A 22,460-nucleotide genomic window follows, 5' to 3' on the forward strand; every position below is an offset into this window, starting at 1 on the left:
GGCAGCGGTGCGGGAAGGTCCTCGACGGCCCTCCCCGCACCTCACACGTCAGTCACCCACCCGGAAGTCGATCTGCTCACTGCTGGCCATCGCCCCCGCCCACAGCCGCATTTCCGCGACCCGGCTGGGCAGATAGTGCTTCCAGGTGCCACCGACGAAGCCGCGGCCTATGGCGAAGTCACCGGAACCGGCCTTGGCTGTGAACATCTGCGCGTCGCCGTTCTGGTTGTGGCCGAGGTAGAGACTGATCGTCCCCGCCCCTGGGTCGAAGAGCCCGGTCAGCCGTACGAAGCCGTCCAGCGCCGCCCCCTCGTCCGAGGCCACCGAGGAGAAGGTGCCATCGGCGTTGAGCCGGCCGAAGTGCCAGAACCCGACCGGAACCGTCCGCTCTTCGAGCGTCTCCTCGTCCAGCTCCGTCGTCTTGCCCGTCAGCCGATACCAGAAGCCCCACGCGGAACCGTCCGCGGTGCGCTGCCCCAACACCTGGCCGGTATAGCCGACATCCTTGGCCGCGAGCTTCGTCCCGTCGAGTTCCACCAGGGTGGTCACGGTGAAGGCACCCGTGTCGTCCACCAGTGGTCCGCTCGCACCGGCCGTGTCGTCCACACCGTCCAGCACGATCGCCTCACCGTCCAGCGAGGCCCCGCCGGTCAGCGTCAGGTTCCTGCCGTATCCGGACGTGGTGTCGGTGACGGTGGTGCCGCTGCCCCGCTCGGCGGACCAGTCCGCCACCAGCTCCGCGCCCGCGAAACCCTGCGAGATCAGCAGGCGTGCCTCGTCCGCGATCTCCTTCTCCGTCAGTGCTCCCTGCCACACCGTGGGCTCATCGACGGAACCGTGCATGTAGTCCTTGTACACATCGGCGTGCATCACGCGGCCGATCTGCAAGGGACCGTCCGCGTCCCACGCCGTACCGGCATCGACCGTCGCCTGCAGGACTCCGTTGACGTAGAGACTGGTCTTCTTCTGCTCCGCGTCATGCACCCCCGCCACATGGGTCCACACCCCACGAGGCGACGACTGCTTGGCCTTCGCCTCGGCGAACGACCCCTCCTTGGAGAGCGTCCGCATACTCCAGGCGTTGGAGCCGCCCCCGCCGTACGACAAGTACAGGGGGCTGTACTTCTTTGTGAACGGGCCGGTGGACGCAGTCTGGCTGGCCACCGTCAGCGTGTGGTTGGCACCAGGATCCACCCGCACCCACGCCGCGACCGTGTACGACGACGCGGTGTTCAGCACCGGGCCCGACGTGGCCGCATAGTCATCGGTCCCGTCCAGGACAAGGCCCTTGTCGCTGACCGCGCCCGCCAACGGCTGGCCCTGGGCATCGTGGGTGATCAGACCACGGCGCCCGCGGTAGTCCCGTACCGCACCGCCGGACAGTGTCGCGTCATCCGCGCCATCGGCCGTCGCGGAGTCCACCGCAACGCCACTGTCCTCGGCGAAATGCCACCGGCCGACCGGGGTGTCGCGCGACGCCACCAGGAAGTCCACCGCGTTCTGCGTGCCGTCGCGGCCCAGCTCGTCCTCGGCCATCGCGTACACGGTGAGCGTGCCTGACTGCTGGGGCGTGAAGTACCCACGCCAACCCAAGAACGAGGATGTGCCCTCAAGGTCCTCGCACTGGAGGGACCACGGCGGGGGCGGGCTGCACACCGGAACGGCATCCGTCCAGCCGGCGGACTGCGACAGCCGGTACTTGTACCCGACGTTGTTGCCATCGCCCGTGGCGGGTGTAAACGTGAACGACGCCTTCTTCCCCGGCCCGCCGCCGGCCACACAGGCATTGGTCGTGCACTCGCTGTACGGACTGCCGATCGCGATCCCCGGCGCCTTCGGCCTGGTCGGATCAACGCTGAAGTAGCACCAGCCGGTCGTCGACGCGTTCGAAGGACCGGACAGGAAGTCACCACCACTGTTGTAGTACGAACGCACCCAGGCCCGATAGCGGTACAACTTGCCCTCAGCCAGGGTCGACCAGGACTTGGTCAGCTTCACGCCGTCCCCGACATAGCCGGTGGACGGACTCAGATCCCCCGCACCGGCGGGGGTGTCCGACCAGCTTCCGTCACTGTTCTTGTGGTCGATGTCGAAGTACACCCGCAGCTGCGCGTCCTTCTCCCCACCCGCCATCGTCTTCGCCCTCGCTGTCAGCGCCGGTGTCGGATCCGACACCACCGCCGGCCGGGAGGCGTTCGTCTCGCACACCGTGCCCGAGCCCGTCACCAACCCGATCCCTGTGGGCTTCGCCGGAAGACCGACAAAGTCCACCGCCAGCACCGCGTCGTTCTTGAACCGCTTCCAGGCGCTGGTGTCCGTCTCGTCATGGGCCTTGAGCATCAACGTCAGCCGGGAGAACTTGCCCGCTGCGAAATCCCGTACGGTGGGCATCAAGTTCTCGTTCGTCTCGGCCGGGTTGTCGTTGAACTCGATCGGTGCGTCCGGCGAATCCGGATCGCACAGCGAGCCCCGGCCGGCCGACACATACCGGTCCCCCATCAGGTCCAGGTGCCTGGGCCGGGAAGACCACGCGGTCGACGAAGAGATGTTGCTCGTACGAAGCAGATCCACCCAGCGCGGATCACACTGGAACGCCCACGGCTCCGTCACCCGGAACGTGGCGTCCAACACCCTCTTGCCCTTCAGGCTGGCCGGGGAGAACTCGAAGTACAGTCGCTGGACATACCCCGGGCCACAGTAGTAGCCGCCCCAGTTGCCGCACTTGCCCACGCCCTTGCCCAGACCATCGTCGCCGTTGCCCCAGCCGTACGACTCATAGCCGTCACTGCGCAGCAGAGTCCGCTCCGACTCACTCCAGGTCACCGTCGGATCGATGTACAGCGGAAACGCCGACGGCTCCGTATTGGCCAGCATCTCCGGGTCGGGAATCACCGCCAGCGCATCACTGGTGACCTCCACCTCCATGCTGGTCACCGTGTCGCCGGGCTCGGGCTCTATCCCCTCCACCACCGAAGCGCCTCTCCCGGCCGGGTCCGAACCCTCCGGCTCGGCAAGGGACACGGCCGACATCAACTGCGTGGTAACCCCGGTGGCGCTGTCAGCCGTCCCCGCCGAATCCCACATCTGCGCAGGCGGCGCACGGAAGACCCGGTTGCCGTCCGCATCCACCGCCGTGAGGTTGCCCGCTTCTCCCTCGAGGAGCTTCAGCCCCTCCGCCTTCAGGGAATAGTCAATCCTTTCCAGCTCCGAACGTGCCGCCGCCTCCGGTGTCTTGACCACAAGAACGTGCCGGAAACCCTCGACCAAAGCCGTCACCTTCAGGTCAATGCCCGGCAGCACCTCGGAGTAGAGCGCACTGGAACCATCCAGCTCCGGCTCCGGCAGCTTCCCCGGCCACCCCAGCGCCAGCGAGCGCCCACGCTCTTCGATCTTGACCAGAGATTGGTTCTCCCCGCCACCGGAGAACTCCATCTCCACCGCCGCCGCCTTCGGTGCGACCGACCCGTCCGAGCTCACCTCCAGCGTCGCGTCCGGCGCCTGCCAACCGCCCCCGGGCTTGGCCACCCGCACCGGGACAGCGGACTCCTCCAACGTGAACCTGAACCCATCCGGGTTGGCGTACACAGTCGTACGCTCCGACCGCTCCCCGGTCACCTCGACGCGCCGGCCGGACTCCTGCGCCTCTGCGAGGGCCTGCTGTCCCTCCGACAACTTCGAGGGGGCGTCCTCCGCGGCCGCCCGAGCCGCCGGTTCCGACCCGAGTACCGGGACGGCCACCAGCAGAGCAACCGCGGTCGTTGAGCACAGCAAGCGACGGGCTCGCCCATCAGCCACGCCGCCGCCCCGACGCCTCCGCCTCGATCTCAAATCCCCACCCCAGATGGTTCAGAACAGGCCATGACAAATTCAGCGCGGAACTTTCACAAGAAGGAGCAACATCAAACTCGCCGTGATGAACATGTGACCAAAGTGACTGGTGGGACACCACGCACAAGCGAAGCGAATATGCCCCAATGAGCCATGGCGTTCGGATTACCTCAACAGTGAACAAATTTGCCCAGCTGCGCCCCACAGGCAGGCCGTCGCACGACACGACGGTCACCGCCGGCGACACCTGTCGTCTCTCGCGGCGGCCACTTCCGCACCGCGAGGTGGACGAGGTGGCGCAGGACTGTCCGGCCTGCGGACCGTTCGCCCGCCAGTCACGGGTTCCGCCCAGGGCCAGGCACCACGATCCGGCCCATGGCGAGCGGTCCTGAAGCTGACCTCTTCGAACCGCCTAGATGTGATCCAGCACACATAAGAATTATGTGAGTTCGAGGACAACCATTCACAGGAGTCACAGGTCTCACTTGCGAAATCAACGGCTGTACCCGCGACCCCACACGCGTAGGCCCCCCAAAATTTCGTACTGCGATGCCGCAGTACACCGGACTTTTCGAGGTCTTCATGAAGCTTCGCCGTGCTCTGGCCGCTGCGGCCGCTACGGCTGTCATAGCTCCGCTGTCGCTGCTGTCGGCACCGGTCGTGTATGCCACCGACGGCGACACCACGACCACCACCACGACGACGGGCGGTTCGACCGGGGGCGACACCGCCACCGGGGGCGACACCACCGGCGGTGACGACACCACCGAGGACAGCACGGGCTCGGACGACGACACCGCCACCGGGGGCGACACCACCGGCGGTGACGACACCACCGGTGACAACACTGGCTCGGACGACGACACCGCCACCGGCGGTGACGACACCACCGGTGGCAACACTGGGTCGGGCGACGACGCGACTGGCGACGACACCGGTGCCGAAGACACCAGCGGCGACGACCAGTCGGGCGAGGACGACGAAAAGCCCAGCCCGTCGCCGTCCGAGGGACCGGACGTGACCGTGCCCGCCCTGGAAGAGGAGTTGCCGTTCTGCGAGGAGGTGGATGACCAGTACGCTTCGGACACGGTCGTCACCAGCATCTCCGGTCTGCCGGGCAAGATCGCCGCGGGCAGTGGCTTCCACGGGTTCACCATAAACGCCGCCAACAAGTCCGACTTCGACGTGAAGAAGATCTCCCTCTTCGCCGAGGTCGAGAACTACGAATTGGACGAGAACAAGTACCTCAGCCCCTTCGTCACCCTCCAGTACAAGTCCAAGCTCGACGGCACGTGGAAGAACCTCGGTGACGCGGACTGGGCCGGTGGCTTCTTCAGCACCAGCGACGTGCTCAAGTCCGGCGAGTCGATCAGCTACGAGATGCGAGTGAGCATCGCCAAGAACGCGCCGGCGGGTGACGCCTACTCCTTCGCCGCGGGCGTCTACGTCGACAACGTCAAGGGCAAGGACTGTGTCGCCGGCAGCGAAGCCGACTACGACTTCGTCGTCCTGGCGGCCGGTGTCTCCAACCCGGACCCGGGTATCGCCAAGCCCGGGGACGGCGAAGGCAAGCCGGCTGACGGCAAGCCGACTGATGGCAAGCGGCCGCAGGGCGGTCTGGAGAAGGTCTCCGGTGAGCTCGCCGAGACCGGTTCCAGCTCCAACCTCCCGGTCATCGGCACCGTCGGCGGTATCGCCATCGTCGCGGGCGCCGGTGTCGTGTTCGCCATGAAGCGCCGCAAGACCGGTGCCGACGCGTAACGCTCGGCGCTGACGCGTAAGGCATAACGCTTCACTCACGAAGAGAAGGACCTGCGCTCGGAGGGGGGCGCAGGTCCTTCTTTTCGTTGCCGTTACTGCTTCCCTTTCGTTGCCGTCACTTCTTCGGCGGCACCGCCGGCATCCCCAGGAACGGCAGCCGCAGCGCGCCGAAGGCGTCCGCCGGGACGACGGGCGAGCGGGGCTCGACCGGCTTCAGGCGTTCGTACGCGGCTCCCGGCGCCGGACGCGGGTCCGCCTCGCCCTTGTTGGGCCAGTACGACATCGCGCGCTCGGCCTGGGCGGTGATGGTCAGGGACGGGTTGACGCCGAGGTTCGCGGAGACCGCGGCGCCGTCGACGACCGAGATGCCCGGGTGCCCGTACAGCCGGTGGTACGGGTCGATGACGCCCTCGTCGGCGGACGCGCCGATCGGGCAGCCGCCCAGGAAGTGGGCCGTCAGCGGCGTACCCATCAGCTCGCCCACATTGCTGCCCGCGAAACCGTTGATCTCCGCGGCGATCGCCGACGCCGCCTCCGAAGCCACCCTGATCTGCTTGGGGTTGGGCGAGCCATGTCCCTGACGTGCGGTCAGCAGCCCCTTGCCCGCACCCTTCGGCTTCAGATAGGTCGTCAGGGAGTTGTCGAGGGACTGCATGACGAGCCCGATGATCGTCCGCTCCGACCAGCGGCGGTTGGACAGCGAGCGGAGCACGAGCAGCGGATGCCGGGCCGCGTGGGACAGAAAGCCGAGGACTCTCGACGACCCTTCGGCGTACGGGACTTGGACGATGGACAGGCCGCCCATCGAGTTCGAGCCCTTGCCGTAGCGGACCGGCTCGATGTGGGTGTTCGCGTCGGGATGGATCGATGAGGTGATCGCGACCCCGCGGGTGAAGTCGACCTTCGCCTCGCCGGTGGCCTTGCGATAGCGCCGGTTGTCCGTCTGCGCGCCGACCAGGGCCTCGGAGTTGGTACGGGTCAGATCGCCCAGCCTGCCGGAGAGGTACGGGAGTTGGCCGCCCGCTTTCATGCGGTGCAGCAGGGTCTGCGTGCCGTACGTACCGGCCGCCAGGACGACCCGGCGGGCCCTGAAGACCCGTCCCTCGCCCTTGCGCTTCTGGTCGGTCGGGAGCGTGGCGACGGCGTACCCGTCCTGCGAGTCGTCGGTGACGGATACGACCGTCGTCAACGGGTGGACGACCGCGCCCGCCTTCTCGGCGAGGTACAGGTAGTTCTCGACGAGGGAGTTCTTGGCGCCGTGCCGGCAGCCGGTCATGCACTCCCCGCACTCGGTGCATGCCTTGCGGGCGGGGCCCGCGCCGCCGAAGTAGGGGTCGGCGACCTGCTGTCCGGGCCTTGCCTTCACCGTCCCGTCGGTGTCCTCGCCGTCACCGAAGAAGACGCCGACCGGCGCGAGGTGGAAGGTGTCCCCCACGCCCATCCGCTCGGCCGCCGCCTTGAGGTGGACGTCGGACGGCGTCATCGTGGGATTGAGCCGTACGCCGAGCATCCGTCGCGCCTGGTCGTAGTACGGCTTCAACTCCTCCTGCCAGTCCGTGATGTCCTTCCACTGCGGGTCCTGGAAGAAGGGCTTCGGCGGTACGTAGAGGGTGTTGGCGTAGTTCAGCGAACCGCCGCCGACGCCGGCGCCCGCCAGCACCATGACATTGCCGAGGAGATGGATGCGCTGGATGCCGTACATGCCGAGCTTCGGCGCCCAGAGGTAGTTCTTGAGGTCCCAGGAGTTCTTGGGCAGCGACTCGGGGGTGAAGCGGCGGCCGGCTTCGAGGACGCCGACCCGGTAGCCCTTTTCGGTCAGGCGCAGGGCGGTGACCGAGCCGCCGAAGCCGGAACCCACGACGACCACGTCGTAGTCGTAGGACTCGTCTGGCTGCCGCATGTTGTCTCCTCGCTGGGGACCCGTTGTGGTTGCTCGCGCCCACGCGGCGGCGCCGCAAATGTCACCGCCCCGCGCCCCTGAAGGGGCGCACTCACCTGAACCGGAGTGCCTACCTGAACCGGAGTGCCTTCATCACCCGGAGGCTGCGGCTCATGAACTGCGCGTACTTCTCGTCGTCCATCCCGAACGCCGGTGCCATCGGCATGATCCGCTGGTGGGCGATCGTCTGCGCCTCGGTGTACTTGAGGATGCCCTCGGAGCCATGGCGGCGGCCGAGGCCGGAGTCCTTCATTCCGCCCATCGGCGACTGGACGCTGCCGTACGCGGAGGCGTAGCCCTCGTTGATGTTGACCGTTCCGGTACGCAGCCGGGCGGCGACCTTGGCGCCGCGGCGGCCGTCCTTCGTCCAGACCGACGCGTTGAGGCCGTACGGCGTGGAGTTGGCGAGCTCGATCGCCTCGTCCTCGTCCTTGACGCGGTAGATGGAGACGACCGGGCCGAAGGTCTCCTCGCTGCAGACGGCCATCGGCGCCTCGACGCCGTCGAGGATGGTGGGCTCGAAGAAGTACGGACCGATGTCCGGGCGGGCCACGCCGCCGGCGACCAGCTTGGCGCCCTTGGCGACGGCCTCGTCGACATGCCGGGTCACGGCCTGGAGCTGGCGTTCACCGGCCAGCGAACCCATCTCGGCGCCGTATGCGAGAGACGTACCGAGCCGCATAGCCTTGGTGCGCGCGGAGAAGCGCTCCACGAAGGCGTCGGCGATCGACTCGTGGACGTACAACCGCTCGATGGAAATGCACAGTTGCCCCGCGGAGGAGAAGCAGGCGCGCACGGCACCCGCCGCGGCCTTGTCGATGTCGGCGTCGTCGAGCACCAGCATGGCGTTCTTGCCGCCGAGTTCGAGGGAGACGCCGACCAAACGGCCTGCCGCGCTCTGAGCGACCTCGCGGCCGGTGCGGGTGGAGCCCGTGAAGGAGACGTAGTCGGCGTGCCTGACCACCTCGGGCCCCACGACCGGGCCTTCGCCGATGACGATCTGGAACACCTCTATGGGCAGCCCCGCCTCGATCAGCAGGTCACGAGCCCACAGTGCGGTCAGGCAGGTCTCCGTGTCGGGCTTCATCACGACCGCGTTGCCCGCGACGAAGGCGGGCAGCGCGTCGCCGACCGACAGCTCCAGGGGGTAGTTCCAGGGCGCGATCTGCCCGACGACGCCGCGCGGCTGTCGCAGTTCGGTGACCTTGGTGAGGGTCGGCACGGCGCCGGTGTGCCGCTTGGGCCTGAGGTACGAGGAAGCCTTGCGGCCGTAGTGACGGGCCGCCACCGCCACCGCCTGCACCTCTTCGTGCGCGTGCAGCCGGGCCTTGCCGGTCTCCAGCTGGATGAGGTCGAGGACTTCGGCCTGACGCTCCAGCACCAGGTCGTGGAAGCGCAGGAGGACGGCGGCGCGCTGCCGTACGGGCACCTGCGCCCAGACCGCCTGGGCCGCGCGGGCCTGCTCGAACGCCTTCTGTACGTCCTCGGGGGTGGACTCGGGCAGATCGGCCAGCTTCTCGCCGGTGAACGGCGTGTGGTTGGCGGTACGCCCCGAGCCGGCCACGCCCTTGGTGAGCTGGGCGACCAGCTCCGGCGTGACCACGTCGGCGGCCGTGCGGGCGCCCGCGGGTGCGGGGGCGAGGGGATTCGTGCCGGTCTTTGCCGGGGCCTGCGAGTCCGTCATGGGCCGCAGCGTATTGCGGCCCGAAGACTTTTGGTACCCGGTGGTAACCGACTTCACGGAGTGCACACACCGCGCCAGTGGCCGCTGGCGGGAAACGCCCTGATCAGGGCAATCGCGGCGCACAATGTGACGTTCGTACGTCGCCCTCAGCCCTGCACGCCCTTGTCTGCCCCATCCTTCTTGTCCGAGCCAACGGTGAACTCCGAGGTGTCGAGGTCGAAGTCGAAGGGCGGAGGAACATGCAAGAACGTACCGAAGGGCACCGTCGTCCGTGACCGATAGCCCTTCGGCGACGGATCCCAGAACGCCGTGATCTCCCCCACCTGCATGTCGAGCACCAGGTACACGGGGACAACACGCCCGTACGTGTCCAGCTTGTCGAGCCAGTCGGCGTCCTTGGTGGACGCCGAGGTCAGCTCGGCGACGAGGGAGAGCGCCGCACCGTCGGCGTGACGGCCTTCGGCCTCGAAGGCGGCTTCGTCGGCGACATGCAGGTCGGGGCCGAACCCGCGCTCGGAACCGGGAAACGTGAAGAGAAACGGCGCCACATCAACGTCGTGCCCCTCCGGCGCATGAGGCTCGAGCTGGAGCCGCAAGGACTTCATCACCCGCTTGTAGCACAGCTTCGACCACGGCGACACGACGATCTTCCCCCGGATGAGTTCGGCCTTGTAGCCCTCAGGCGTGTCCAGCTCCTCGACGATCCGGAGCATGTCCTCGAAGGCTCCGGTCGGAGGACTCTCTATGGCCGCAGGGCGCTCGGTCATGATGGTCACCACAGTCCTCCATTGACTACAGAGCGTGTCGCTCTTCCCACGATAGTGCCGGGAAGCGCCTGCCGCCCGCCCTTCCACCGCCGTCACGCTGCGGCGACGCAATCGACGGCCTGCGGCCCGATCTCGCACCACAGCAGCTTCCCACCGCAGCCGAAAGGATCAGCCCGAAGCGGATAACCGCCCCACGCGTCCGCGTAGTGGCATACGAGGAACAGTCCGCGCCCGCCGTCGGAATCGACCCGGACGGGGCACCGTGGCCGCCCGGGCCGCTGGTCGAAGGGCGGCGGGATGTACGGATTGGTGTCCCAGACGCTCACGCGGAGGCGGGCACCGGCCAGGGCACGGAGGCGGAGGGTCGCGGAGCCGGTGGAGTGCCGGTAGGCGTTGGTGACGAGCTCCGAGGTCAACAGCTCAGCACTGTCGACGAGTTGCGTCAGTCCGTGCCCGGCGAGGACGGCCCGAAGCGTGACTCGAGCGATACGCGGCGCGAGCGGATCATGCGGCAACTGGAGGGCGTACGCCCAAGGTGTGGACCCTTCGGCCTTCGGCGGGGATACGGTGGCCATGAACGCCTCCTGCGGTAGGGGAACTTGAGGTCGCTCGATGGTTCCGGCCGGGCGGTGGCTTGTCGCGTGGCTGCGGGCAACGCGGTGCGCTTCCGGCTTACCGGCGGGGCCAGTTGAGCGGTTCGGTACTCACCGTAGACCGACTAATGGACTACATTCCATGAGTCACAGGGGTTGTAGTCCCTATTACCTTCGTGTGGGTGACACACGCGCCATACGTACGAACGGGAAGTCGCAGCTGATGCCGCAACCAACCCCCCTCCTCACCGCCCGACGCCGGCGACTGGGTATCGAGCTGCGGAGGCTGCGCGAGCGTGCGGACCTGTCCGCCACACAGGCCGCGGCCCTGGTTGGCGCCACACAATCACGCGTGAGCAACATCGAGGCGGGGCGCTACGGGGTCAGCAGCGAGCGCGTGCGCACGCTCGCCCGTCACTACGACTGCACCGACGAGCCGCTGATCGAGGCTCTGGCGGCGATGACCGGTGAACGTCGACGCGGCTGGTGGGAGGAATACCGCGACATCCTTTCGCCTCGCATGCTGGATCTCACCGAGGTTGAACACCACGCCACCGCCCTACGCGTGGCACACGTCATCAACATCCCCGGGCTGCTGCAGACCACGGACCATGCACGCGCCCTGTTCAGCCACACCGTGCCCCCACTGAAGCCACACGAGGTCGAGCACCGTGTGTCGCACCGCATCAAGCGCCAGGCGATCCTGCACCGCGAACAGCCCCCGCCGTACGCGGCGATCATTCACGAAGCCGCTCTGCGTATGCGCTTCGGCGACCGCACGATGGTCAGAGCTCAGCTCGACCACCTCAACGAGGTGGGCGAACTCGACCACGTCACCATCGCCGTCATCCCCTTCGACAGCGGCCCGTTCCACACCTCCGGCCAGGGCATCGACTACTTCCACGGCCCGGTCCACCAACTGGACACCGTCCAGCTCGACACCGACCACGGCGCCGAACTCATCGATTCCCCAGCCCCATTGGAGCGCTACAACCTGGTCCTGGACCGCATGCAACAAGCTGCACTCCCCCAGGCCAAGTCCCGCGACTTCATCGCCCAACTCGCCCGAGACCTCTGAAGGAGCCCGCCGTGCCCGAACCTCGCTGGCAGAAGTCCACGTACAGCCAGGAGGCCTCCGCCTGCCTGTACGTGGCGACCACCGCCCCCGCCGGAACGATCCTCCTCCGCGAGAGCGACACCCCGGACACCGTTCTCACCACCGGCCCCCGCCAACTCCACGCCCTGATAACCGCACTACGCCAGCCCGAAGCTCACAACTTGTCGATGTCCAGGTTCTCGATCGCCGCCTTCGCGACCTCCCGACCACGTTCGGTGAAGTCGCCCTTGCCGGGATAGTCGATCCACAGCTTGTACAGGTCGCCTGACTTGGTTTTGTAGTAGAAGATCCGGGCCTCGCGCGGCCGGGGCGTGTCGGGGTCCGTCCGGTCGTCGACGTAGGTGACGACGTTCTCCGCCGCCTTGCCTTCCTTGTACGACGTCTCGATGGTGTCGGCCTTGGGCGCGGGTGAATCCGCCATCTCGGAGAACGAGCTGTCGTCCGTCTTCTCCATGGCGTCGGCGTCCTGGTAGGCCTCGGAACTGGCCGTGCCCGCGATCTCGTTGAGACTGTCCTCGGACTTCTTGTACAGGGTCAGACCGACCGAGATGGCGTAGCTCGGGTCCGTGTAGGAGACCCAGCGCCCCTTGTCCGTCTCGCTGTCGGGTGCGCCTCGCACGTAGTCCGGGGGCACGGCCAGCGTCGCCGCGACCTCCTTCTCCTTGTGCTTCTCCCAGCCGTCCGGCAATGGCCCCGCGAACGGATTGCCCATCGCCAGGAACGCGGTGACCGCCGTCGCCACGACGAGCCCCGTGGCGATCCCGATCCACCCTTTGCGGCCGATGCGTATCGACTTGCCGCCAGGGGAGGCGAGTTGGACGACCTTGGTCTCCTGGGGCGGCTGGGCGGCCTTCTCCAGGAGTTGGCGGACCTGGGCGGCGTTCGGGCGGCGGGCCGGGTCCTTGTTCAGGAGCGCGTTGATGGCGTCGGCGAGCGGGCCCTTGGCCGCGTTCGGTGCGGCCGGCGTGGCGTTGAGGACGGACTGGAGTGTGGCCGGCGTGTTGGTGCGGCGGAAGGGCGAGATGCCCTCCGTGGCCGCGTACAGGACGACGCCCAGCGACCACAGGTCGGAGGCAGGGCCCGGCCGCTGCCCCAACACCCGCTCGGGCGCGATGAATTCGGGTGAGCCGACGAAGCCGCCGGTGTCCGTCAGGTTGGTCTCGCCCTCGATCTGGGCGATGCCGAAGTCGGTGAGGACGACGCGGTCGTGCGGGCCGAGCAGGACGTTGTCGGGCTTGACGTCGCGGTGCAGGATGCCCGCGGCGTGCGCGGCCTCCAGCGCGCCGAGGACGTCGAGGCCGATCTTCGCCGCCTCGCGCACCCCGAGCGTGCCCTCCTGCAGCGCGGCGCCGAGCGAGCGTCCCGGCACGAGTTCCATCACGATCCACGGCCGGTCGTCCACCACTGCGACATCGTGCACATTCACGACAGCCGGGTGATCGAGCCGGGCTGCGGCGCGCGCCTCACGACGCATGCGCTCGAAGACGTTGGCACGTTCGCGTTCGGGAAGATGGTCCGGAACACGGGGTTCTTTGACGGCGACCTCACGGTCCACCGTCTCGTCCTTGGCCCGCCACACAGTACCCATGCCGCCATGGCCGAGCTTTCCCAGCAGCCGGTAACGGCCGGCGATCAGGCGTCCGGTTCCGGGCTCCTGCGGCGCCTGTTGCTGGGGCACGACCTGGGTGGGCGCCGCGTACGGGTTGCCCGGATACGGGACGCCGGCGGGCTGCGGTGCGCCGGGCCGCTGTCCGGGCACACCCGGCTGCGGCGGTTGCAGACCGAAACTGGTTGGCTCGTTCGACCCGTAAGGGGCTCCCCCGTTGCTGCTCATAGGGCCCATCTCTATCGCGCCAGGTGGCTGGCTTCCACCCCTGGCGCCCACCGGTCACACACCCGTGACGCACGACGTTCCTTATGTTCCTTTTACGGGGCCCTGGGCGACCGGCTACGGGATCCTGGGCGGCCGGTCCGGCGACGGAGCCGTGTCCGCGATGGACGTCGGCGAGCGCGTGACGGTCCCCGAGGGCGTGGGGCTCGTCGGCGGACTCGTACCGGGGCTCGTCTCGGGCGCCGAGCTCGTGGGCGACGGCGTACGGTCGTTGTCCCCGCCCCCTCTCATCAGCAGCGCGGCGGCTGACACACCCGCCCCCGCCATCGCGGCGACCAGCGCGGCCGCGATCAGCGCGCTCCGGGGCGACAGCCTCGCCGGCCGCGTGGGCGAGGGGATGCGGGGCGGCGCGGTCACCGGCTGCCGTTCCGGTACGTCCCGCCGTGTCGGCGTCGCGGGCGCGGGCGGCACCGGTGGCGTACGGCCTGTGTCGAGAAACGCCCGCAGCATCCGCTCCGCCTCCGCCGAACCGAGGCGCCGGTCGGGATCGCGTTCCAGGAGCCCTCGTACGACGGGAAGGATCGGCGCGGCCTCGCCCGGCGGATGGATATCGGCGGCAACCACAGCGTGCAGAATGCCGCCCAACGAGTCGCGGTGGAACGGCGATTCGCCGCTCAGCGCCGTGCACAGCAGTGCGCCGAGCGACCACAGGTCGGATTCGGGTCCTGTCCTGGACCCGGACATGCGCTCGGGCGCGGTGTACTCGGGGGAGCCGACGAACGAACCGTTCTCGGTGAGCGTCGTCGCGCCCGCGACCTGGGCGATCCCGAAGTCGGTGAGCACGACGCGGCCCTCCTCGGAGACGAGGACGTTCGCGGGTTTCAGGTCACGGTGCAGAACGCCCGCGCCGTGTGCCCTGCGCAGCGCGCCGAGCAGGGCGATGCCCATCCGCGCGGCCTCGGCCGCGTCTACGGGCCCGTGCGCGGAGATCCGGTCGGCGAGCGAACTGCCCTCGATCAACTCCATGACCATGTACGGGCGTTCGTCGTCCTCGACCACGTCGTGCACCACGATGATGTTCGGATGCTCGAGCTGCGCGACGGCCCGCGCCTCCCGCAACGTGCGCTCGCGCTGCGAGCGGGACTCCTCCGCCGGGAGCGACGGGTCGACGGCGAGCTCCTTGACCGCGACCTGCCGGCCGAGCAGCAGGTCCGTGGCCCGCCATACGACACCCATGCCGCCCCGGCCGACCGAGCCCTCAAGCCGGTAACGACCCGCGATGACACGGAGGTTTTCCGCCTCGGTCCCCATGCGCCCCATCATGCCCCGCCGGACCCCTGCCTTCCGCGGCACTGACCGGCCAAGTGTGCCGCCGACCCACGGGGGTTGGCGGCACACGTCCGGGAGCTCAGGCTCGGCCTCGCGGGGAGTACTCGCAGTCGTCCCAGTTGACCTTGCCGCCGTAGGCGCTGCACACCTTGAGCTTGATGTACGTGCCCTCCACCAGGTTGACCGTCAAGCCCAGGCACGAGCCCGAGCCGGCGTTGTTGTACAGGCTGTCGAAGACGGCGCCCGTCTCGTAGTGCTCCACACCGCCCCAGACCGACTCACCGTTCTTCCGCTGGTCGCACACCAGCAGGAAGTCACCGTTGGCGGTCCAGTGCACGCTGCCCACGGTGTACCCGCCCGTGACCAGGTACGCCTCCGTGTTGGTGCCGGCGTACGCCGGTCCGGTGCTGGCCGCCAGTCCCAGCACCACAGTCGCGGGCACAGCCGCGATCCGAGCCATGCGCTTCAGCATGAGAGCCTCCCGTTGCACGATGAACGGCCGGACCTTTCCGGCATGTTCACATCACGTTCGGCGAGATTATACTGATCATGTCGGCGCCCCTCCGACCGGACCGGCCCTAGCCCTCCCTCCAGCTCTGGAGGACCCAGGTGAACTGCTTGCGCGTGGTGGCCCAGTCCTTGACCGGTGCGGACATGTAGATGGCGTACTCGACGCCGTCCCGCGCGATGTACCCCACGTCGATCGCGCGGCGAGGCCCCGGGGCGTACGGCGGGTCCTTCGCCAGCGCGGTCCACGTGTACTCCCAGCGGGAGCTCGGCAGGTCGCGGAAGATCTCCTTCTTCAGGCTCAGCTGCTTGTAGGCCACAAGGCGCTGGGAAACCTGCTGGTCCAGGTCGCGCTGGTGGTCGTACGCGCTGCTGAAGTCCGGCGAGGTGTCCACGGCGATACGGACGAGGTGCTTGCCCTTGTCGGGCGAGTAGTCGATCTGCTGGAGGCCGTCCTGGAGCTCGATGGAGACGGACCGTTTCCAGCCCCTGGGCAGATGGACGCTGAAGCCCGCCGGGTCGTCGTACTGCTCCCAACTGGCGGGAACCGCCCCCTGGCCCCCCTCCTCGGTCGGCGTGGCACTGGTGCTCGGGCTCGGCGTGGCGGAGGCGGGGTCGCTGTGGCTGCCCCTGCCGAACTGCTGCAACGCGACCGCGACACCCCCGCCGACGATCGCCGCGAGCGCCACGACCAGGGCGAGCGTTCGCAGCCGACGGCGCTTGGGTGACCGTACGAGAGCGTTGCCCCTACTCGTGTCCGTCCCGGTCTCCGCGGTGTCGTACTGCGCTCCGCCCCGCGTCGGACCCGTCATCGGCGGATACCGCGTGCCCGTGGCCGTCTCCGCTCCCATGGGCGCGGGCCCCACGCGCGCCTCCGGCTCGTGCCGAACGGCGTGCTGAGTCGGCACGTACACCTGCGCCGCGTGCGGCCGCCGTCCCTCCGCCACCTCGGCCAGCATCTGCTCCGCCTCGGCCGCGTCGGGCCGGGTGGCCGGATCCTTCTGCAGCAGCGCCGTGATCACAGGCGCGAGCGGGCCCGCGTGCTCCGGCTCGCCCGGTTCCTCGTCGACCACCGCCTGCATGGTGGTCAGCGGCGTGGTCCGCCGGAACGGCGACCGGCCCTCGACCGCCGTGTAGAGCGTGGCGCCCAGTGCCCACAAGTCGGATGAGGGGCCGGGGTCATGGCCTCGAATGCGCTCGGGCGCGAGATAGTCGACCGAGCCGACGATCTCGCCGGTCCGCGTGATCGTCGTATCCCCCTCCATCTGCGCGATCCCGAAGTCGGTGAGCAGGACACGGCCGTCCCGGGAGAGAAGTACGTTGCCGGGCTTGATGTCGCGATGCAGTACGCCTGCCGAGTGCGCGGCCCGCAGCGCACGCAGCACCCACAGCCCGATCCGTGCCGCCTCCCGGGGCTCGACGCGCTCCGAATCCTTGACCGCGTCCGCGAGCGAGTGACCCTCGACCAGTTCCATCACGATCCACGGCCGGCCATCGTGCTCCAGCACGTCGTGCACCGTGACGACGGCCGAGTGGTTGATACGCGCGGCCGCACGCGCCTCGGCCCGGGTACGAGCGAGCAGTACGGCCTGATCGCTCTCGGACACGTACAGCGCGGCCGTCAGCTCCTTGATGGCGACGGCACGGTTCAGCACCTCGTCATGCGCGCGCCATACCCGGCCCATGCCACCGCTCCCGATGGAGTCGACGAGCCGGTAGCGGCCCGAGAGGAGCACGCCCTGCATCTGATTCACGTTTCCCCGCAATGTTCTTGACAGGCTCAGACTAGGGACCGGCCATCGAACAGGGGAACCCGCGCGGACACTCGGTACCGCACTGTGACGGTCGTGCCCTGTGCGTAATAGAGGGACCTGCGGGAACTGCCGGTAACCGCGGCGCTGGTGGGGCACTCGGCGGCGCACTCGGTGGGACGATCCGGCTCGGGCGTTCCGCCGTCAACCGGTCACCTGATAGGTGGCCGACGCCTGCTCGTACAGCCGTGACACCTCGTCCCGCTCGGCCTCCGGGCCGCGCAACTGCACCACGTGGTAACGGCCGTCGACGAGGATCGCGAGATTGCGTACGTAGATCTCGCGTCCTTCGGCGTCCTGCCAGGTGAACTGGCCCTCGGCCATGGTCCGTCCGCCGACGTCGATCCGCCGCATCCCGCTGGACGTGGCCCAGGTCGAGTCGCGGAACGGCTGCAACTCGCGCTCCTCCTCGCGCTGATAGGCCATCGGATCGTCGCCGTACCGACTGGCGGTGTCGCGTCCGGGCACGATCAGCAGCTCGAAGTTGCCCTGGGAGTAGACGACCTGCCCGCTTCCGTTCTTGGGCGTCCGGTCCCAGCCGCGCGCGACCGCGACACTGAAACCCTCGGAGTCCTTACGCAGCGTGAAACCCTGCGGGAGGTCGGGGCCGGTGGTCTGCGTGCCGGAACTGGACGACTGGCTGGGGCTGTTCTCCTTGCTCGGCGTCGCGCTCGGGGTCTCGTCGGGCTGCGGATCCGTGCCCGCGTTCCCGTCCGTGCCGGGGTTCGGGCCGGTGTCGGACGAGGCCTCGGGTGCGGGCGCGGCGCCCCCGGCGGCACCGGTCTGCCCGCTCGCGTCCGGCTCGGCCTTGGGCATGAAGACGAGGGCGTATGCCACGGCCGCGGCCAGCGCCAGCAGGATCAGCACCAGCAGGGTGCGGCCGAGACGGCGCGGCTTCGGCTCCTTCTCCTGCCGCTTGTGACGGGCATGCCGGTCGGGCAGCCCTGCACGACGCTTGCGGACGAGCTCGCCCCGGCGGCGTACGACGGGCAGGCGCGTGGCATCCACCGGCGGCGCCGCCACTACATACGTCCCCGCCTCCGGCTCGGGCGCCGACCGTACGAGCGAACGCAGCCAGCCGCGCAGCTCCTCGAAGTCCAGCCGCTCGGTGGGGTCCTGACGCAGCAGCGACTCCACGACCGGCCTCAGCGGCCCGCACTCCTCCGCGAACGCGGGCGGCTCCGCACACACCAGCTGCACGAGCTCGGCGGTGTTCTCCTCCGGATACGGCGCATGCCCCTGCACGGCCCGGAAGAGCAGCGCGCCCAGCGCCCACAGGTCGGTCGCGGGCCCGATCGGCGCCGCCAACTGCCAGTTCTCGTGCACCGGCCCGGCCTGCTCGGGCGCCCACCGCTCGGTGACCGGTCCCACGACCGCCATACGGGCCTGGCGTGCACGCTCGGCGGCGAGGGCGGTGGTGGGGCCACGGTGGGGCGTGCGTTCCGGGACGAGGTGGGTCCAGCGGGTGGGCCCGGAGGAAGTGTGCTGGTCAGGGGCGTGAGGGACTGGGGCGTGTGGGTTGGTGCGGTAGTCGGGGGACCGGGTGGGTACGCCGCTTGCCTCGGGGGCGGCTCCGTTCCCCGGTACGTCGGTTCCTGTGCCCGAAGCGCCAAATCCGTTGCCCGCTATGCCCGTTCCGGCTTCGTTCGCCTGGCCCGGGAGCGCGGGCCGGCCCTGGTCGTTGCCGGGCAGCGCGGGGGCACCGGCCCGGGGAGCGGCGCCATGCCAGGGGTTCGACCCGCCCACTCCGTACGGGTCGGCGATCTGGCCGGGCGGCGCAGTGTGCTCCACGCCGTACGCGGAGGTCTGCCCGGCCTCGGTGTCACTCTCGGCGGGACGGGGCCGCGGGGCGGGCAACGCTGTGTGCTGTCCGTGCTGTCCTTCCCGCTGCTCCTCGTGCACCCGCGCGGCTGCCCGCGCACCGGCGCGATAGGCCGCGATGGCTCCGGCCCGGGCCGCCCGTACGTCATTGCTCGGCTCCAACGCCCGCCGCCCCGCGACCGGCGGCTGTGCAACGGGTGCCACGGCTCCATGACCACCGGGCGCCGCCTCTACGGCGGACCGGTCGTCACCAGGGACTCGTGTATGGGGCACAGCGGGCGAGCCGTAGGGACCGGGGCCACCCGACGGACCGGGCTGACCGGGTGGTCCGTGCGGACCCGGCGAACCGGCGGCCGTTCCGGAAGCGGAACCGGAATCGGCCCCCTCGGGCTCTCCGCCGCCCTCACCCTCCGCAACCGGCACCGGGTCGTACCCGCACAGTGCCTCCTCGGCCGCACCTGCCGCGAGTCCCGTGAGCATCACCCGGCCGTCGTCGCAGACCAGCACCGTACGCACCGTGATGTTCCGGTGCACCCAGCCGTGCGCATGCAGCACCCGCAACGCGGTCAGCACATCGGCGGCGACCTCGGCGGCCCGATACGGAGTCAGCGGGCGGTCCGCGAGCAGCGCCGCCAGCGGACGGGCGGGCACCAACTCGCTCACTATCCACATCGACCCGCCCTCGGCGAACACGTCGAAGACCTGGTCGAGCCGGGGGTGGTCGGGTATCTGCGCCGCCGCCTGAGCGGCCTCGATCGCCCGGCGCACGGCGGGCTCGGTGGGCCGCCGGGTGGGCCGCGCGGCCGACCGCCGCGCCCCGCCGTCCCGCGCCACGAACCCGTCGGGTAGGCCGTCGGCGTCGATCACCTCCGCCTCGACGACCTCGGGCAACGGCACCTGCCTGACCAGCACTTCCTGCCCGCTGTAGGTGTCGAAGGCCCGGCTCTCGGCGAATTCGTACTCGTCCGAGGGCGGCAGCGGCAGGCGGTAGCGGTCGGCGAGGACCCGTCCCGCATAGTCGTCCACGATGCCTCCCCCGGCCACCCGGTCGGTCAAATCCGTTCGTCACACGTCCCGTTGTGACCGCATATCCGGCTGCGTACGGTCCGCAACCACTCACGATACGTGCCGGAGGCAACTCGCAGTGAGGGGATGCGAGATCTCAAGACTCCCGTATCCCTCTTGTGTCCCTCAGGACTTCGGTTCGAACGTCCGCGTGAGTGTCTGCCAGGTGTCCCTGCGAAGATCGCTGCCCCAGGCCGAAGCCTTCGCGGTGTACATCAGCGCATGACCGAGCTGGTTGTTGACGACGAACCCGCGGTCGATCGAGCGGTACTTGGTCCCGCCCTCCGTGAACGTGAACTCCCAGTCGGCCGCGTTCCAGCCGCGGTAGCCCACCTTCTCGATGCGGATCCGCTGATACTGCGACCGCGCCATGAACTGCTCTTGGTTCTTCCAGTCCGCGACGGGGTCATCCTTGGGCGTGGACGTCCAGGCGATCAGCAGCTCCTGCCCGTCAGGACCGGCGAACCTGTCCCCGCTCGCGCTCGTGGACTGGTACTTCCACCCCTTCGGCAGCCCGATCGAGTATCCCTGGCCTGCCTTGTACGTCGACGCGGCGATGTCCTTCGAATCCCCGCCACCGCCTCCGTTCGTTCCACTCGGCGCACTCGGGGTCGGGCTCGGGCTCGGCGTGCCCCCCGTGGTCGGGCTTCCGGAGGCTCCGGCAGCGGACTCCGGCTTTTCACCGCTGTCCGTGCCGGTACCGCTGTTCTCGTCCTGCTTGGTGCCGCTTCCGGCGTTCGCCCCGCTGGACGCGGTTGCGTTGCCTCCGCCCTTGTTGCCCTGGGCCCCGGCATCGTCATCGCCGTCCAGCACGACCGCGAGAATCGTCCCGAGTACGGCGAGCGCCACGGCCACCGCGACGATCACCAACGTCCGCCGCGACACCACACCGCTGAGCGGCACCCTCGAGGTGGTGGACGGCGGCGTCCCGCCACCGGCCCCCGAAGTCCCGGCCTCGGAAGTCCCGCTCGCGGCACGGGAGTCCGCTCCGCCAGAGCTCAGCCCGACGGCGGCTTTCTCGCTGTCCTTCGCGGGTGCTTCGGCCTTCTCGCCGGCGGGCGTCTTCTCGCTCGGGGTTGCCGCGCCCTCCCCGGAGGAAACCTTTGATTCGGTCGAGCCTGCAGAGCCGGCGGACTCGGTAGAGCCGGCTGAATCGGCGGAGTTGGCGGGCTCGGCGGAGCTGCCGGATTCGGCCGACTCGGTGGCGCCGGATGACTCGGCAGAGCCTTCGGAGTCGGCGGTGGATCTGTCCTGCTTCCCCCGCACCCCGGCCACGGCCGCCGAGGCCGCCCCCGCCGACGCGGCAGCACTCTTCCGTACGGAACGAAACGCCCCGAGCAACCGCTCGGCCGCCTCCTCGCCCTTCTTGCTCGCCTTGCCCGGCCTGGTCCCGGAACCGCCCCCGGCCCCGCCGCCCGGACTTCCCTTCTTCGAGGGGGCCTCCGGCACGTCCGGCAAGGGCACGACCTTCGTCGCGTCCATAGGCTCCGGCTCGGGCTCGGTCTCCTTGGGCTCGGGCGCGTGGATCACCTCGGTGAGCATCGCCCGCGCACCCGCCTCGTCGAGCCGCTGCTCGGGGTCCTTCACAAGGAGTCCGGAAATGGCCTTCTCCAACGGCCCCGCGTTCTTCGGCTGTTCGAGCGGCTCGGTCATCACCGCGGTGAGCGTCGCGATGGCGGACCCTTTGTCGTACGGCGGCACACCCTCCACCGAGGCGTACAGCAGACCGCCGAGCGACCAGAGGTCGGCCGCGGGCCCCGGCTTGTGGCCGCGCGCCCGCTCGGGCGAGATGTAAGAGGGCGCGCCGACGAGCATGCCGGTCGAGGTGATGGACGGGTCGCCCTCGACCTGCGCGATACCGAAGTCGGTGAGCACGACCCGGCCGTCTTCGGAGATGAGCACGTTCGACGGCTTCACGTCACGGTGCAGGATGCCCTCGCGGTGTGCGGCACGCAGTACGTCGAGGACCGCGAGCCCGACTTCCGCAGCGCGCTTCGGAGTGAGCAGCCCGTCCTCACGGATCGCCTCGGCGAGGGACTTGCCCTCGATGAGCTCCATCACGATCCACGGCCGGTTGTCCTCGTCGACCACGTCGAAGACCGTCACCGCGCCGTTGTTCCGGATCCGAGCGATCGCCTTGGCCTCACGCAGGGTGCGCGTGATCAGCCGCCGCTTCTCGTCCTCGTCGATGCTCGACGGGAACCGCAGCTCCTTGACGGCGACCGTCCGGCCCAGCGTCTCGTCCTTGGCTCGCCACACGGTGCCCATGCCGCCGCGGCCGAGGACTTCTCCCAGCCGGTACCGACCGGCGAGGAGACGTTCACTCTTGTCCTGACGAGATGTCCCGTCCCGCTCCGGCTCCGACATGCGTCCCCTCATGCAACCCGCCCCGACAGAGCCTCCATTG

Annotated in this window: 13 protein-coding genes and 1 pseudogene; 3 read left to right on the forward strand and 11 right to left on the reverse strand. The window is 69.2% G+C overall.

Going from position 1 to position 22,460, the window contains the following annotated elements; genetic code table 11:
• Positions 1-48: 48 nt before the first annotated feature.
• Positions 49-3,738 (reverse strand): LamG domain-containing protein, encoded by a 3,690-nt coding sequence (locus tag ACFYO0_RS23055; RefSeq protein ID WP_388678971.1) that lies wholly within the window; start codon positions 3,736-3,738, stop codon positions 49-51.
• Between the two features lie 639 nt (positions 3,739-4,377).
• Here ACFYO0_RS23055 and ACFYO0_RS23060 point away from each other — a divergent pair.
• Positions 4,378-5,589 carry an LAETG motif-containing sortase-dependent surface protein gene (locus ACFYO0_RS23060; protein WP_388678974.1) on the forward strand — a complete coding sequence of 404 codons (1,212 nt, stop codon included), beginning with the start codon at positions 4,378-4,380 and terminating at the stop codon, positions 5,587-5,589.
• A 115-nt stretch (positions 5,590-5,704) separates the two neighbouring features.
• Here ACFYO0_RS23060 and ACFYO0_RS23065 read toward each other — a convergent pair whose 3' ends face one another.
• The 4 genes from ACFYO0_RS23065 to ACFYO0_RS23080 all read right to left on the reverse strand — a co-directional run bounded on the left by ACFYO0_RS23065 (position 5,705) and on the right by ACFYO0_RS23080 (position 10,554).
• A complete protein-coding gene (locus tag ACFYO0_RS23065; RefSeq protein WP_388678977.1) occupies positions 5,705-7,489 on the reverse strand; it encodes a GMC family oxidoreductase N-terminal domain-containing protein in 1,785 nt (594 codons plus the stop codon).
• Positions 7,490-7,598: 109 nt separating this feature from the next.
• On the reverse strand, positions 7,599-9,212 hold the full coding sequence (locus tag ACFYO0_RS23070; protein ID WP_388678980.1) for a succinic semialdehyde dehydrogenase: 1,614 nt from the start codon (positions 9,210-9,212) through the stop codon (positions 7,599-7,601).
• Positions 9,213-9,358: 146 nt separating this feature from the next.
• Positions 9,359-9,979 carry a Uma2 family endonuclease gene (locus ACFYO0_RS23075; RefSeq protein ID WP_388679468.1) on the reverse strand — a complete coding sequence of 207 codons (621 nt, stop codon included), beginning with the start codon at positions 9,977-9,979 and terminating at the stop codon, positions 9,359-9,361.
• 92 nt (positions 9,980-10,071) lie between these two features.
• A complete protein-coding gene (locus tag ACFYO0_RS23080) occupies positions 10,072-10,554 on the reverse strand; it encodes an ATP-binding protein (protein ID WP_388678983.1) in 483 nt (160 codons plus the stop codon).
• Positions 10,555-10,795: 241 nt separating this feature from the next.
• Between ACFYO0_RS23080 and ACFYO0_RS23085 the strand changes: the two genes are divergently transcribed.
• Both ACFYO0_RS23085 and ACFYO0_RS23090 read left to right on the forward strand, forming a co-directional pair.
• Positions 10,796-11,650 (forward strand): helix-turn-helix domain-containing protein, encoded by an 855-nt coding sequence (locus ACFYO0_RS23085; protein WP_388678986.1) that lies wholly within the window; start codon positions 10,796-10,798, stop codon positions 11,648-11,650.
• Between the two features lie 11 nt (positions 11,651-11,661).
• Positions 11,662-11,928, forward strand: a complete 267-nt coding sequence (locus tag ACFYO0_RS23090; protein ID WP_388678989.1) for a DUF397 domain-containing protein — start codon at positions 11,662-11,664, stop codon at positions 11,926-11,928.
• On the opposite strand, the gene ACFYO0_RS23095 is transcribed toward ACFYO0_RS23090, so the two are convergent.
• From ACFYO0_RS23095 to ACFYO0_RS23120, 6 genes and pseudogenes are all read right to left on the reverse strand, one after another.
• Positions 11,844-13,523: a serine/threonine-protein kinase gene (locus ACFYO0_RS23095; RefSeq protein ID WP_388678991.1), complete on the reverse strand. Its 1,680-nt coding sequence runs from the start codon at positions 13,521-13,523 to the stop codon at positions 11,844-11,846. The genes ACFYO0_RS23090 and ACFYO0_RS23095 overlap by 85 nt on opposite strands.
• Before the next feature lie 132 nt (positions 13,524-13,655).
• Positions 13,656-14,831, reverse strand: a pseudogene (locus ACFYO0_RS23100) (serine/threonine-protein kinase); the annotation flags it as partial.
• A gap of 97 nt (positions 14,832-14,928) precedes the next feature.
• Positions 14,929-15,321 carry a hypothetical protein gene (locus ACFYO0_RS23105; RefSeq protein WP_388678993.1) on the reverse strand — a complete coding sequence of 131 codons (393 nt, stop codon included), beginning with the start codon at positions 15,319-15,321 and terminating at the stop codon, positions 14,929-14,931.
• A 106-nt stretch (positions 15,322-15,427) separates the two neighbouring features.
• Positions 15,428-17,101 (reverse strand): protein kinase, encoded by a 1,674-nt coding sequence (locus ACFYO0_RS23110; RefSeq protein WP_388679471.1) that lies wholly within the window; start codon positions 17,099-17,101, stop codon positions 15,428-15,430.
• A 210-nt stretch (positions 17,102-17,311) separates the two neighbouring features.
• Positions 17,312-20,014, reverse strand: coding sequence for a protein kinase (locus tag ACFYO0_RS23115; protein WP_388678996.1), 2,703 nt, complete (start codon positions 20,012-20,014; stop codon positions 17,312-17,314).
• A 165-nt stretch (positions 20,015-20,179) separates the two neighbouring features.
• Positions 20,180-22,420: a protein kinase gene (locus ACFYO0_RS23120; RefSeq protein WP_388678997.1), complete on the reverse strand. Its 2,241-nt coding sequence runs from the start codon at positions 22,418-22,420 to the stop codon at positions 20,180-20,182.
• Positions 22,421-22,460 lie beyond the last annotated feature (40 nt).

Origin of the sequence: Streptomyces sp. NPDC006365, from assembly GCF_042870755.1 — a bacterium.
Lineage (GTDB): Bacteria > Actinomycetota > Actinomycetes > Streptomycetales > Streptomycetaceae > Streptomyces > Streptomyces xiangluensis.